The organism is Bradyrhizobium sp. 482_C4_N1_8, from assembly GCF_052075965.1.
Classification (GTDB): domain Bacteria; phylum Pseudomonadota; class Alphaproteobacteria; order Rhizobiales; family Xanthobacteraceae; genus Bradyrhizobium; species Bradyrhizobium barranii.
The window spans coordinates 1,573,047-1,586,608 of sequence record NZ_CP197231.1; the positions used below are offsets into that span (position 1 = coordinate 1,573,047).

Consider the following 13,562-nt stretch of genomic DNA (forward strand, 5'->3'; position numbering starts at 1 on the left):
CTGGGGATTAGAGACCAACGCTACGAGAGGTGTCAAGCAAGCGACGTGTCAGCTAGCCCCGCCTGTGGCGATGTCCGGGCATGGCCGATTTTGTTGCAAAAGTCGGCTGTAACCGACGGATGTCTTTCGGCCATTCGGTAAGGCCGACCGGCTTTGATCCGCCGACCCTAACGCGCGAGGCGCCTCAGATTTTGAGCGATTGCAGCAAGAACAAACTCGTCCTGGGCGCCCGTGGGCCACGAAGCCGAAGCCGACCAAGCCTCAGGATGCGCTTGAAATGCGCAAACCGCATCTCGATCTTCTTGCGCTGACGTCGCGACGTCTCGAATCCCTCGGTGCCAGCGAACGACCGGGCGACGTCCCGGGCGTGCTCATGTATGTTGCGCGGGGATCCTGCGCGATGGTTCTTTTGGACAGCACTGCGGTTTAAGCGGGCATGCGTCGCAGTCGAGCTTGCTCGCACGATACAAAAGCGTTTTGCCCCCGTGCACGGTGCCGCTCGTCCCGAGCCGCTTTCCGGCCGGGGCAGTGGTAGACGTCGCCGGTCGGATCATATCGAAAGTCGCTGCGCGAGAAGGTACCGTCATCTCGCTTCGACTTGTCGAACACGGGGATATGTGGTGCGATGCCCTTCGCCTCGACCAGCCAGTTCAGCATCGGAGCAGCCCCGTAAGCGGTATCCCCGGCAAGCCGCTCCGGCTTGAGACCAAAGCGCTCCTCTGTTCATTCGATCATTGTCCTCGCCGCTCCGACCTCGGCCTGGCGAATTCCCATCCGCCCGGCTCGCCACGAGCCTTTGCGGGCACACTTCAGGAAATCAGGCAGATGGTCTAGTGAACTAATGTCGCTGCGCCGTTTTCGAAATAATTCCGCTTGGCCGACAGCATCTGGCAGGAAGTCTGCGCCTATCGCGCGGACTTAATCGGCATGTCAAAGATCTCGCCGCTCATGAGGAGAGCGATCTCGGCGGCGGGCAGTGGCTTCTGACATTCGGACAACGGATTGAGCCAGAAATTAGAGTCAGGCAACATTTCGAACAGATTGCGCGCAGCGGCGCCAAGGCACACCTCAGGCTGCTTTATATAGTCGTAGATGCGTTTCTTTGAGGTGAAGGTGGGGTGCCATCTCATGTTCTGGAAATCGACCGTTGCAACGTTGATCTCCTCCTGAAATTTGAGCGAGCGACGGCGTCCAGGTTTCATCGGCGCTTCCGGCGTCAGAATGTAGATCTCCGTCTCGAGCAACGCGCGATAGAACGCGGGAACGACGCTGGTGTCTCTTGCGGCAGCCTGCATCAGGGCTTCGAGACTGTTTTCCGGTTCAAACATGGCGACACTCCCAATTGAACCCGACGAGGGGCTGGACTTCAACGCCTCCAGTTACAGCGCAGATCGCGCGGTCGCCGCAGAGCCTTCGCCACGATTGTGCTAATCCTTGTTGCCGCGCAGGGCACGATAGATCGTATTGCGCGACACGCCCAGGCGGCGCGCGGTCTTGCTGATGTTGTTGCCCGTTTCCGCATACGCGGTCAGCACATGCGAGCGCTGAATCTCATGCAGATTGGCCTTGAGCCCACCACCCACCGCCTTGCCGGTCAAGCGCTCGCCGCCTGAATGTGCAAGTACGGACTCGACCGATGTCTCGTCGATCAGATCTCCGGGCTCGGCCAGCGACAATCGGGAAAGCACGTTGCGCAGTTCGCGGATGTTTCCATCCCAATCGAGTTCGGCCAAACGATCGATCGCCCCTGCGGTCAAATCCATCAAGGGATCGATCTTGTGGATCAAATGGCGTGCGATCTCGGCGAAATCGGAACGCTCGCGCAAAGGCGGTAACGTCACCTCCAGCGTGTTGAGACGAAACAGCAAATCGGATCGGAACCGGCCCTTCGCAATCGAGTCGTCGAGATTGGCATTGGTGGCAGACACCAGGAGAACGTCGACCTGACGTTTGGTGCCACCGACCGGCCGGACAGTCCAATCGTCCAGAAAGCGCAGCAGCACGGCCTGCAACGTCACCGGCATGTCGCCGATCTCGTCGAGGAAGAGCGTTCCGCCGTCCGCTTCCTTGAACAGTCCCGCCGCCCCGCCCTTTTTTGCTCCCGTGAAAGCGCCTTCGGCATAGCCGAACAGCTCCGCCTCGATCAGGCTGTCAGGGAGCGCTGCGCAATTTACCGGGACGAAAGCGCCGGCCCGTCCACTGGCAGTATGAGCATGGCGGGCGAGCTGCTCCTTGCCGGTGCCGGTTTCGCCACGGATCAGGATCGGCATCTTGCGGACCGCCGCGACTCCCACCCGTTGGACAACGGAAGCGATCGCCGGATCGGCGGAGACGAACTGGGTGAGGACGTCCTTGGGCGCCGACGGCCGAGGCCGCGAGATGGCTTGCATCATCGAGAACTGGCGCGCGTTCTCGATTGTTGCGACGAACTGGCTACCGACCTCGTCCTCGAGGCGCTGGCGTTCCTTGCGCCGGCCTTCATCGACAAAGGCGTTGAATTTCGTACGAAAGACGTCGGCGAAGCGACGACCCGGTGAGGCTGGCAGACCGTGCAGCAGGACGCTTGCGGCCCTGTTGGCTGCAAGGATCCTGCCCTCGTTGTCGACGGCCAGCAGGCCCGCGCTCAACGTATGCAGATACTCGCCGCGGTTATGGAAAGCGATCAGGATGTTTCCGCGGTGATGTTCACGGAACAGACCATTCTCGATCTGGGTTGCCGCCATCACGACGAGCGCCTGGGTATGCGCCTGCCTCGACATGCAGTCCGATGACGCGTCCAGTATTCCGGCCAGTTCGCCATCGGGCGCGAAGATTGGCGCCGCGATGCAAGTAAGATTGTTGTAGCGCGAGAAAAAGTGCTCGCCCCCGTGAACGACGATAGCCCGCTTGAGATACGCAGCGGTGCCGAGGCCGTTGGTACCGCAAATGGCTTCAGTCCAGATAGTGCCGGGCCGAATGCTCGCTGCGTTCGAGGCATCACTGAAGCTCGAGTCCGAGATGATGTCGAGCAGCAAGCCGTCGGCATTTGCAAAGGCGATCATGAAATTGGAGCCGGCAATCTGCTGATGCAGCGTGTGCATCTCCGCTAGCGCCAAGCCGCGAATCAGTGAACAGCGCTGCTGCTCCTGGCGCAAAACAGCGGCGCTCACTAATTCGGGCGAAGGAGGGCGCAATGTATCGAGACCAAGCGAAATGCAGCGCATCCAGCTGTCGTAGATATCGGCCGATAGAAGCTCTGCCGGCGGCGCGCCGCGCTGATCGAGCGTCATCCAAGCATTGTCCATGCGTCGGCTGGCGGTCAGCATCATAGCTCCTCCGGGAGTCGCGGCTTGGCGATTTCCTCTTGGTCGTAGCCCGGTTCGGGTCGTTCTCGCGCGTGGCGCGGTTCTCACGATCATAGATCAAACAATCAAAAATCCAAATTTCTGCTCACCCGCTGTCGCAGCCGTCGAACTGTTCCGTCTCGGAACAGTCGCTCGCAAAATCTGCTCCGAGGCGGATCGGCGCGAGCACTCCCGAGATCGCAAGAACAATAGAAAGATCAGGCCGTTGTGCGCGTGGCACAGCCCTTGCTCAACTGTTCAGCGGGATGGCGATCGCGTCAGATCGACAGAATAAGAATTTTGCCGGGGAGGCGTTTAATGAAAGCGGCGGTGCTTCATGAGTTCGACGAGAAGCTGACGGCCAAGGAGTTCGTCAAGTTCGATGACGTAACTGACCCGAAGATCTCGCGCCCGATGGACGTGATCGTGCGCATCGGTGGTGCCGGCGTCTGTCGCACCGATCTGCACATCGTTGAGGGCATTTGGCGCAGCAAGGTCGACGTCAAGCTTCCATACATCATGGGCCACGAGAACGCCGGTTGGGTCGAAGCGATCGGCCCGGGTGTCGAAGGGATCAAGGTTGGCGACAGCGTAATTTGTCATCCGCTGGTGACCAGCGGGCATTGTCTCGCGTGCCGGCGCGGCGACGACATGCATGCGCTGGACAGCTCGTTTCCCGGCATCAACGCCAATGGCGGCTATGCGCAGTATCTGCTGACGGGACTGCGCTCCCTGATCAAGCTGCCGAAGTCGCTCGCACCGAAGGATGTTGCTCCCTACACCGATGCCGGGCTGACGGCTTATCGCGCCGCGAAGAAGGCATCCCGTCATCTGTTGCCCGGCGAATATGTCGCGGTGATCGGCGCCGGTGGGCTGGGCCATATCGGCATCCAGGTTCTCGCCGCGCTCTGCGCGGCGGAAATCATCGTCGTCGATCGCGCCGAACAGTCTCTCGAACTCGCCAAGAAGTGCGGTGCACATCATGTCGTGAAGGCAGACGGCAACGAAGTCGAGGCGGTGCTGGCGCTGACCGACGGGCGCGGCGCGGAGGCCGTGATCGATTTTGTTGGCGAGGGTGACGCTATCGCCAAGGGCCTGTCGATGACAGCGAACGCCGGCTACTACTACATCGTCGGGTACGGTGGGAAGATCGATATCCCGACCATCGACATGATCACATCGGAAAAGACCATCGTCGGCAACCTGGTCGGCACATACGCCGAGCTGGTGGAGCTGATGGCGCTCGCGGATCGCGGCCTCGTCGAACTCCACACCAAGGAATACAGGCTGAGCCAGGCCAATGACGCGCTTCATGATCTGCATCATGGACGCATTCATGGCCGTGCGGTCCTGATCCCGTAGGGCATGTGCCGCGACATGCAAAGCCTCGGTCCAGATCATCGAACGAGAGTGGCGCGAGTGACAAAGGACAGCCGATGCCGGCCACCGATCACCGCCGAGGAAGCCGCTGAATTGCAGCGCGCCCGCGATCGGATGATTGCCCGGGACAGGCTGATCGACGAGATGGTCGATAACAACGAGATGCAAGTCAAGAATGAGTACGCGCGCGGCGGAGCCGAAATCGAATTCGCGTGCGCCGTGCGTAGCGCGGCGCGCGCCGACGCCGGAAGCGACGCGCATGCTGAACTGGAGCGAGCGATCGCGCGCCTGGAGATGCTCCGGGAGGAGCATCGACGCCTGGTGGCCGAGCGTGAATGGCTCGACACGTCCCTGCTGGAGATCGACAACGGTCCTTCGTCCGGCGACCACCAACGTTCGGGGCACGCATGATGAGCAGGAACAACGCAACCATGATTGCATCAAAGCAACAGGCACAAATGCCGTCTCCGCAACCGGACATGAGCGAGGAAGCCGGGTCGAAAGACGCCTTCTTCATTCAGCTGGCCGAGATCGCGGAGGCCATGATCGCCGCGCACGGCAGGGATTTCGCTACTGGTGCGTTGGTCCTCTCGGCGAAATTCGTTGCCGAAGGCAAACCTCTCATCAAACGAGCCAACGGAGGTGACGAGACCGTCAGCGCCGAGAAATCGGGCTGACGCGAAACGACGAGTCAGCAGATCAATCAATCCATTTAACGGACTTAAAGTGTGTTTTGCGGCGGAGAATTTCAACAACGCGATCCAGGGGTTTGACCCGGAACCGAAGCGAGAATGCCGAAGATAACGCAACGTTCAAAGGAGCTGGAAATGTCTGCAAGTCTGACACTGAACAAGATCACCGCGCAGAAGGGGATCAGCATCGCTGAAGCGGCCAACCGCGTCGCGGACCTTGGTTGGACGCCAAGCTACGTGCAGGAGGCGATGACGTTCCCGACCGACTACAAGATCTCGAAGACACCGCGCGACCCGATGAAGCAGGTCCTGCGGTCATACTTCCCGATGCAGGAAGAGAAAGACAACCGCGTCTATGGCGCGCTGGATGCGGCGTTGCGCGGCGACATGTTCCGCAATGTCGAGCCGCGATGGGTCGAGTGGATGAAGCTGTTCCTGGCGATCATCCCGTTCCCGGAGATCTCGGCGGCGCGTTCGATGGCGATGGTCGGGCGGTTGGCGCCCGGCGAGGAATTGCGCACCGGATTCACCATGCAGATGGTCGACGAGTTCCGGCACTCGACGATCCAGATGAACCTCAAGAAGTGGTACATGGAGAATTACATCGATCCAGCCGGGTTCGATATCACGGAAGCCGCGTTCGGCAAATGCTATGCGACCACGATCGGCCGCCAGTTCGCCGAGGGCTTCCTGACCGGTGACGCAATCACCGCGGCCAACGTCTATCTGACGGTCGTCGCGGAAACCGCCTTCACCAATACTCTGTTCGTGGCGATGCCGTCGGAAGCGGCGCGCAACGGCGACTATGCATTGCCAACCGTGTTCCTGTCGGTCCAGTCGGACGAATCCCGTCATATCGGCAACGGTCACTCGATGCTGATGGCGATGATCAACGATCCGTCGAACCACCAGCTGCTGGAGCGCGATCTGAAATACGCCTTCTGGCAGAATCACGCGATTGTCGATGCCGCGATCGGGACGTTCATCGAGTACGGCACGACCAACCGCGACAAGAACAAGGAGTCCTACGCCGAGCTCTGGCATCGCTGGATCTACGAAGACTATTACCGGACCTACATGCTGCCGCTCGAGAAGTACGGCATCAAGATCCATCACGATGACGTCGCCGCCGCCTGGGATCGGATCGTCAAGAAGAACTATGTCCACAAGACCGCGCAGTTCTTCACGGTCGGATGGTCGGTGAACTTCTGGCGGATCGAGGCCCAGACCGAGCGTGATTTCGAGTGGTTCGAGCACAAATATCCGGGTTGGTACGCCGAATTCGGCGATTTCTGGAAATGGCACGCCAAGCTCAGCGTGCCCGGCGAGACCAACATCCTCTTCAACAGCGAGGTGGGCTATTCATACCCGCATCGCTGCTGGAGCTGCATGGTCCCTTGCCTGATCCGCGAGGACTTCGTCTGCGACGAGGTCGACGGCAAGATCTACACTTACTGCTCCGAAGGTTGCCGTTGGACCCACAAGGTGGCGTTCGCCGCGGAATACGAGGGCCGCGCGACGCCGGCAATGGGCCGCTTCAGCGGTCGCCGTGAATGGGAGGACTGCTATCACGGCTGGGACGTCGCCGACGCGATCAAGGATCTCGGTTTTGTCCGGCCCGACGGCAAGACCATGATCGCGCAACCCCATCTGCGCTTCGACTCCAAGGACATGTGGACGCTCGATCACGTGCGCGGACACACGCTTGGTAGTCCGTTGCGTGGCTTCAGAGCGCTTTCGCCGATCGAGCGCGAGGTGGCGACGGCCGAATACCGTAAGGGCTTCAAGATCAATCCCTGCCACTAAGCAGATGATGAGGGGGAGGGGCCGCCTTTGGCGGCCCCTCTTGCCGGGACCGGCAACGGTTTGCCGATCGTTCTGTACAACTGCCACGACGACAGGGCCGGGATCATGACGGACGTGCGGGTTCACATGGTTCGTTTCGAACCAGTGGGTATCGAGATGGAAGTGGAAGAGGGCGAGACCGTCCTGGATGCCGCGTTTCGTCAGGGCATCTCGCTGATGCATGGCTGCAAGGAAGGTCAGTGCGGCAGCTGCAAATCAAAGCTGGTCGAGGGGGACATCGAGCTTCTGAAATACTCGACCTTCGCCCTGCCGGACTACGAGAGCGAGACCGGCCACATCCTGCTGTGCCGGACGCATGTCTACAGCGACATCAGTGTTGAATTGCTCAACTATGACGAAGACCTGCTCAGCCGTTCGATCGCGGTGAAGGCATTTTCCGGCCGCGTGGCAGGGATTAGCGCGCTGACGTCAGACATCAGATTGCTGGAGATCGAGATCGAGAGGCCGATGAAGTTCTGGGCCGGCCAGTACGTCGATCTGACGCTTCAGGATGGCACCATCACCCGCGCCTTTTCGATGGCGAACCCGCCCGGAGAAGGCATCAATCTCCGCTTCATCATCAAGAAATATCCGAACGGGGCGTTTTCGTCCCAGCTTGATGGGAAGTTGGCCGTCGGCGACGCCGTGATCGCCAAGGGGCCGTATGGCACCTGCTTCCGGCGCGAAGAACGTCCGGGGCCGATGCTGCTGATCGGCGGCGGCTCGGGCATGTCGCCGTTGTGGTCGATCCTGGCCGATCACATCGGGAGTGGCGAGCAGAGACCGGTCCGGTTTTTCTACGGAGCGCGTACCCGCGCCGACTTGTTCTACCTCGATGAACTCGCGGCCATCGCGGCGCGGCTGAACGATTTCAAATTCGTGCCGGCACTGTCGCATGCGGAGACGGGTGACGGCTGGGACGGCGAGACCGGACTGATCCACGAGGTCGTGCTGCGCCATCTGCGCGAGGAGAAGCTGAGCGGCGCCATCGACGCCTACGCGTGCGGGCCGACGCCGATGATCGACGCCGTATTGCCCGTGCTGCAAATGAACGGCGTCGAGCCGGACCACATCTATTTCGACAAGTTTACGCCGGCGGTGCGATGACGGCGTTCGAGGTTCGTCGCAGAACAGAATGGCAGAAAGGGAGTAAGCAATGAGCGCGCAAACGAGCAGAGCAGCAGCGACCAAGCCTGCGGCAATCGTCAAATCCGGAGCCGCGGGGGCCGCGGTTTTCCCGGGCTCCGACAGCCGCAAATACAACTACTTCGAACCGAAGGGGCGCAAGGCGACCCATTACGAAGACATGACGGTCGATGTTCAACCCGATCCGGAGCGCTATCTGCTGCAGGATTGGATCATCTCATTCCCTGACGGAACGCCGACCTACTCCAAGGACTGGACGGCGGCAAAAAGCTCCAACTGGCACAAATTCCGGGCTGTCGACCAGGAGTGGGAGCGTACCCATTACCAGCGCCAGTCGACGATCTGCGGCATGGTGCAGAACACCATCGAGAATGGCCGGAAATCGGGCGCGCCGACCCGCTTCGATCCCGCCTGGGTGAAGATATTGCAGAACCATCTCGGAGCCTACAAGCATGCCGAGTTCGGTCTCGGCACCTCGACGATGCAGGCGCAGCGTTACGGCTACACGCAGATGGTCAACAATGCGATCTTGACCAACTCGTCCTACAAGCTTCGCTTCGCGCAGGACATCACTCTTTATCTGAGCGAAATCGGCCTCGACCTTCCAGGCTTCGACATTGCCGCCGGCAAGAAGCACTGGCTGGAAGATCCGATCTGGCAAGGCGTGCGCAAGTCGGTTGAATCAGTGATGGGTTCAAACGACTATCTCGAGCAATATTTTGCGACCAATGCGGTGTTCGAGCCGCTGGTCGGCGAACTCTTCCGCTCAGGCTTCCTGATGCAGGCGGCGTCTGCGCAGAACGACTTCATCACTCCGGCTGTCGTCTCCGCTGCGGAAGCCGACTATGAGCGCAATCTCGCCAACACCGTCGAGCTGTTCCACATCCTCGGCACTGATCCGACCTTCGGGGCGCAGAACCTTGCGTTGTTCAACAAATGGTTGGCCAATCATGCCGATCTCGCGCTCGATGCCGCCAATCATTTGCAGCCCATCTGGTCGCAGCCTCGGGTCAAGGTCGCGGCTTTCGCCGATGCCATGGCACACGCGAAGAATCGTATCAGGGGTATCGCCGCCGAGCTTGGCCTGACGGTTCCGGCCGGACTGGCGTCGTAATCGGCATCGCTTCACGCCCTCACACTCAATCCTTCTGGAGACCGACATGCTGCACGAGAATGACAACATCTTCAAATCGATGAAAGACATCACGTTCGAGGACACGGTGTCGCATCAATGCGGAGTGACAATGAACGATAGCGTCGAGGCGCGCGCTATCGCCGAAGTCATGAGCCGTCATGAACACATCAAGGTGACCTACATGCCGGCGATGATCCGTATCGATGGCGACGGCAAGATGGAATTCAAGATGGATGAGATTTCCGAGGAGTTGGGCCGCGTCATGACCCCGCATCTCTTCGAGATTTCAACCTCGACGCATTACGGCCGCATGGTCATGACGGATGACAACACCGTCATGCTGTTCGGCGACATGAACGAGATGATGAAATACATCGTTTAATGATCGCCAGCGAACCAGCCTGGCCGGCACCAGAGCCGGCCGGGCTCATTTCGACGACATCAATCGCGCCTCACAACAATACGCAATATCCAGCGGAGCGGGAGTAACGCCATGTACAGGACGGCCAAGGGTGAAGAGATTTTTGTCATCGATGGGCATACGCATTTCTGGGATGGTAGCCCGGCCAACCAGAAGAACATCCACGGCAAGCAGTTCATCGACTGCTTCTACGCCTATCACTCGAATCTGAGCCCACCGTCGGAGAAATGGGAGAAGGAGAAGTTCGAGAAGTACGACGCCAAGACGATGTTCGACGACCTGTTCGTCACCGGTTACGACGACATGGCGATCCTGCAGCCGACCTATCTCACCGACTTCTACAAGAACGGCTTCAATACCACCGAACGAAACTCGGCGATGAAGAAAAACCATCCGGACCGCTTCATCCTGAACGGCGCCTTTGACCCGCGTGACGGTACCAAGGGAATCGAAGACCTTCATGCGCTCGCCGAGAAGCACAAGCTGAAGGGTGTCAAGCTTTACACCGCCGAATGGCGTGGCGAGTCGAAGGGCTACAAGCTCACCGACAAGGCGTCCTACCAGTATCTCGAGGCGGCGCAGAAGCTCGGGATCAAGAACATCCACGTCCACAAGGGGCCAACGATCATCCCGTTGAACCGGGATGCGTTCGATGTCGCCGATATCGATGACGTCGCCACCTCGTTCCAGGATTTGAACTTCATCGTCGAGCATTGTGGCTTGCCGCGCCTTGACGACTTCTGCTGGATCGCGACCCAGGAAACCAATGTCTATGCCGGCCTCGCGGTGGCGTTGCCCTTCATCCATTCGCGGCCGGGGTACTTCGCCCACGTCATTTCCGAACTGCTATTCTGGGTCGGACCGGACAAGATCCTTTACGGCAGCGATTATGGCATCTGGACGCCGAAATGGCTGATCGACAAGTTCATGGCATTTGAAATTCCGGCCGACGTCACCAAGGAGACCGGTTCGGTGCTGTCGATGGAGACGAAAATCAAGATCCTTGGTCTCAATGCCGCGCGTATCTACGGCATCGATGTCGAAGCGCAGAAGAAGAAGATCCAGGCGGGCGGCGGTTATGCCTACTTGCCCGAAGCTGTTCACGCGCCGAGGTGATGGCCATGAAGCGTGGCGTTGAGGGGAGGGAGCGGCCGAGAAGCCATTCGTCAGATGACAGGCAGGCGCAGATATGGGCCTGCCTGCGAGACGTGATGGACCCGGAACTCGACGAGTCCGTCATCGACCTGAATTTCGTGACCAGGGCCGATGTCGACGCGAAGGATCGGGTCCACATCGAGTTCCGCTTGCCGACCTATTGGTGCGCTGCCAACTTTTCGTTCCTGATGGCGGACGACATGCGCCGGTCCATCAGCGCGTTGGACTGGGTCAAGGGCGTCAGCGTGGTCTTGGGTGAGCACATGTATGCCGACAAGATTAATGCGGGCCTCGCGCAGGGGCGCTCGTTCCAGGAAACGTTCGGCGCCGAGGCCGATGGCAGCCTCGATGATCTGCGTCAGACATTCCTCGTCAAGGCGTTCCAGCGCCGGCAGGTTGCGCTACTCAGTCACCTCGTCGCGCTGGGGCAATCGGCGGCAGAGATCGTGAGCCTGACGTTGACGGAGCTCGGTTGCCTGCCGCTCGACGATGCAGGTGAGACGCTGATTCAGCGCTATCTCGAGCGACGTGCCGTCGTAGGTCCGGCAAGCGGTGGTGAACCCGCCTTTGTCGATGCGAACGGAGCGCGGCTGAAAGCCGACGGCCTTGCCGCATACCTGTCGAATCTACGGCGCGTGGGCATCAATGCTGAATTCAACGGCGCACTGTGCCGCGGCCTGCTTGCCGCGCGGTTCGACCTCGACACACCGTTCGTACCGAAATCGAGGACGATGCCGGCGTCGCCGGGCACGTAACAGGTGCCGTGATGCGGGTGCGCAGCATCGATAACAAGTCCAGACCAGACGACCTCAAGGCAAAGTCGGGGATATAGAATGCCGAAGATCATGTTGCACGATGAAGCTGCGCGGGCCGCGCTGGGCCGGGGCGTCGCCAAGCTCGCCAAGGCGGTACGCGGAACGCTGGGTCCGAGGGGCATGAACGCGATCATGGACCGACCGATCGGCACACCGATCGTGTCGCGCGATGGCGTCAGCATTGCCAGCGAAATCGAACTTGAATGCCCGTTTGAGAATATGGGCGCGCAGGTGTTGCGTGAGGTTTCAGCGCGAACCAATGAGGTAGCCGGGGACGGCACCACCACGGCCACCGTGCTGGCCGATGTTCTTGTGCAGGAAGGCCTGAAATGTTTAGCGGCCGGCGCCAATCCGGTCGAGCTGGTTCAAGGGCTGGAGCTGGCGGTTAGTGAGACCATCACGGCGTTACGACGGTCGGCGAGACCGCTGCAGGGGTCTGCTGGCCTGCGGGCTGTTGCGAGCATTGCCGCCAACGACACAGCGCTTGGCGATATGGTCGGCGAAGCCTTCGAACGTGCCGGCAATCACGGAATCGTCGCGGTGGAATTTGGCAACACGGTCGAGACGACGCTGGAAATCGTTGAAGGCATGGCCTTCGATCGCGGCTATCTTTCACATCATATGGTCACCGATGTCGAGAAAATGCAGGTGGTTCTCGACAGTCCGTTCATCGTCATGACCGATCTCAAGATCCAGACCGGGGAGCAACTGGCTGGTGTGATCTCGCTCATCGAAAAGAGCGGGCGACCTTTGCTGATCATCGCCGAGGAAGTGGCGCCATCTGTCATCATGCAATTGCTGGCGCGTCGGGAGAAATCCAATTTCAAGGTTGCCGCGATTCATCCGCCGGAGTTCGGCCATTGGCGCAAGGCGATGCTCGAGGATATCGCGATCGCGACCGGAGGGCGCGTTATCTCGGCCGATCTCGGCGGGAGGCTCGAGAAGGTGGAGCTGCACGACCTCGGGTCCGCGCGCCAAGTGCGCATTTCCGCCTCGAAGACCCTGATCACGGCGGGAGGTGGCGATCAGAAGGCCATCGCGGCGCGACGCGAGCAGGTGTTGCGCCAATACGATGTCGCTCCCGAAAATATTGAGCGCGACAAGTTCCAGGAGCGCATCGCAAAACTGTCCGGCGGCACAGCGATGATTCTTGCCGGCGGCGCGACGCCGGTCGAGCAAAAACGCCGGACCCAGTTGATCGAGGATGCGATCAACGCGACCCGCGCCGCGATCGAAGAAGGCATTGTGCCGGGCGGCGGAGTGGCTTTGCTCAGGATCGCTGCAAGGCTCGACGAATTGATCAACCGTCTGGACGGAGGCGCCAGGCAGGGCGCCGAGCTGCTGCAGCGCGCGCTCAGTCGGCCTCTTTTCTACATTGCCGCCAATGCCGGTCTGAATGGAGAGGCGGAAGTTGCGAGAATTGCCAAGGCCACGAATGGCTACGGGCTCGACGTGCGCAATGGCTCGGCGGTCGATCTTGTCGAAGCTGGCATCATCGACCCGGTCAAGGTTTGCTACAGCGCGGTTCGCAATGCGGCATCGGTGGCCGGACTGATCCTGACGACTCAGACCTTGATCGCCAAGAAGCCGGATGACTACGATCCGACCGCTGGCCCGGCCCGGGGTGGTGGAGCTGAGCTGCTTTGAGCG

The 13,562-nt window shown here is 60.2% G+C and carries 12 protein-coding genes and 1 pseudogene; 10 read left to right on the forward strand and 3 right to left on the reverse strand.

What is annotated here, in order from left to right; genetic code table 11:
- Positions 1 to 167 precede the first annotated feature (167 nt).
- From AB7Z56_RS07395 to AB7Z56_RS07405, 3 genes and pseudogenes are all read right to left on the reverse strand, one after another.
- Positions 168 to 768 (reverse strand): annotated as a pseudogene (locus AB7Z56_RS07395) (transposase); the annotation flags it as partial.
- Positions 769 to 905: 137 nt separating this feature from the next.
- Positions 906 to 1,328, reverse strand: coding sequence for an SseB family protein (locus tag AB7Z56_RS07400; protein WP_063981230.1), 423 nt, complete (start codon positions 1,326 to 1,328; stop codon positions 906 to 908).
- Between the two features lie 99 nt (positions 1,329 to 1,427).
- Positions 1,428 to 3,305, reverse strand: a complete 1,878-nt coding sequence (locus tag AB7Z56_RS07405) for a sigma-54-dependent Fis family transcriptional regulator (RefSeq protein ID WP_063986104.1) — start codon at positions 3,303 to 3,305, stop codon at positions 1,428 to 1,430.
- Between the two features lie 336 nt (positions 3,306 to 3,641).
- Between AB7Z56_RS07405 and AB7Z56_RS07410 the strand changes: the two genes are divergently transcribed.
- The 10 genes from AB7Z56_RS07410 to AB7Z56_RS07455 all read left to right on the forward strand — a co-directional run bounded on the left by AB7Z56_RS07410 (position 3,642) and on the right by AB7Z56_RS07455 (position 13,559).
- The gene (locus tag AB7Z56_RS07410; protein WP_063981231.1) at positions 3,642 to 4,685 is read left to right on the forward strand and encodes an NAD(P)-dependent alcohol dehydrogenase; all 1,044 of its coding nucleotides are present in this window, start codon (positions 3,642 to 3,644) and stop codon (positions 4,683 to 4,685) included.
- A gap of 57 nt (positions 4,686 to 4,742) precedes the next feature.
- Entirely contained in the window at positions 4,743 to 5,114 is a 372-nt protein-coding gene (locus tag AB7Z56_RS07415; RefSeq protein ID WP_187387930.1) for a hypothetical protein, read from the forward strand.
- A 20-nt stretch (positions 5,115 to 5,134) separates the two neighbouring features.
- On the forward strand, positions 5,135 to 5,380 hold the full coding sequence (locus AB7Z56_RS07420; protein ID WP_063986106.1) for a hypothetical protein: 246 nt from the start codon (positions 5,135 to 5,137) through the stop codon (positions 5,378 to 5,380).
- Positions 5,381 to 5,530: 150 nt separating this feature from the next.
- Entirely contained in the window at positions 5,531 to 7,201 is a 1,671-nt protein-coding gene (locus AB7Z56_RS07425) for an aromatic/alkene/methane monooxygenase hydroxylase/oxygenase subunit alpha (RefSeq protein WP_028156528.1), read from the forward strand.
- A 105-nt stretch (positions 7,202 to 7,306) separates the two neighbouring features.
- Positions 7,307 to 8,347 carry a 2Fe-2S iron-sulfur cluster-binding protein gene (locus tag AB7Z56_RS07430; protein ID WP_063986107.1) on the forward strand — a complete coding sequence of 347 codons (1,041 nt, stop codon included), beginning with the start codon at positions 7,307 to 7,309 and terminating at the stop codon, positions 8,345 to 8,347.
- A 49-nt stretch (positions 8,348 to 8,396) separates the two neighbouring features.
- Positions 8,397 to 9,500 carry an aromatic/alkene monooxygenase hydroxylase subunit beta gene (locus AB7Z56_RS07435; protein WP_063981232.1) on the forward strand — a complete coding sequence of 368 codons (1,104 nt, stop codon included), beginning with the start codon at positions 8,397 to 8,399 and terminating at the stop codon, positions 9,498 to 9,500.
- Between the two features lie 46 nt (positions 9,501 to 9,546).
- Positions 9,547 to 9,903 carry an MmoB/DmpM family protein gene (locus AB7Z56_RS07440; RefSeq protein WP_028150059.1) on the forward strand — a complete coding sequence of 119 codons (357 nt, stop codon included), beginning with the start codon at positions 9,547 to 9,549 and terminating at the stop codon, positions 9,901 to 9,903.
- Positions 9,904 to 10,014: 111 nt separating this feature from the next.
- Positions 10,015 to 11,058 carry an amidohydrolase family protein gene (locus AB7Z56_RS07445; RefSeq protein WP_063981233.1) on the forward strand — a complete coding sequence of 348 codons (1,044 nt, stop codon included), beginning with the start codon at positions 10,015 to 10,017 and terminating at the stop codon, positions 11,056 to 11,058.
- A 5-nt stretch (positions 11,059 to 11,063) separates the two neighbouring features.
- Complete coding sequence (locus tag AB7Z56_RS07450) at positions 11,064 to 11,852, forward strand: metal-sulfur cluster assembly factor (RefSeq protein WP_256376462.1); 789 nt, start codon at positions 11,064 to 11,066, stop codon at positions 11,850 to 11,852.
- Positions 11,853 to 11,930: 78 nt separating this feature from the next.
- Positions 11,931 to 13,559, forward strand: coding sequence for a molecular chaperone GroEL (locus AB7Z56_RS07455; protein ID WP_063981235.1), 1,629 nt, complete (start codon positions 11,931 to 11,933; stop codon positions 13,557 to 13,559).
- Positions 13,560 to 13,562 lie beyond the last annotated feature (3 nt).